Source organism: Actinosynnema sp. NPDC023658, assembly GCF_040639995.1.
In the GTDB taxonomy this organism is placed as follows: Bacteria; Actinomycetota; Actinomycetes; order Mycobacteriales; family Pseudonocardiaceae; genus Actinosynnema.
Genome location: NZ_JBFAAX010001333.1, coordinates 903 through 1,300, shown reverse-complemented (window position 1 = coordinate 1,300; position 398 = coordinate 903). Strand labels below are relative to the sequence as shown.

Sequence of the window (398 nt, the reverse complement as noted above, 5' to 3'; positions counted from 1 at the left end):
GGCCGACAAATCCCCAGCAGGACAGTCAGGACGTCAGTCAGTCGATGGGTCAGACCCGCCAACGACATCACCACACACATCATCACTGTCAGTCGTCGTCGTGCGGTCGCAGGGCGGACGGCTTGTGCACCGCGTCGCGCCCGCTCTTGGCGCTGCGCACCCGGTACTGGGGGTCGTCCTCCGACGCCTTGACCTTGCGCCCCGCGGCCTCGACCTCCGAGGTGATCTCCTCGACCACCTCGCCGTGGGTGGTGGAGCCGTGGCTCGACCACTCGACCTCCTCGCCCTTGCGGAACCGCTGCTCGCCCATGGCCGTCTCCCCGCGCTCGTCCGGTGTTCCTGTGTCGTTGCGGGGTGGCCCCGCACCAAACCGGAACCCGGTGGGCGGTCCGGGGGAG

At 69.3% G+C, this 398-nt stretch carries 1 protein-coding gene; it reads right to left on the bottom strand.

Annotated elements, in window-relative coordinates:
• Window positions 1-88: 88 nt before the first annotated feature.
• On the bottom strand, window positions 89-398 hold a 310-nt coding region (locus AB0G02_RS40750), incomplete at its 5' end, for a DUF2945 domain-containing protein (RefSeq protein WP_360806063.1).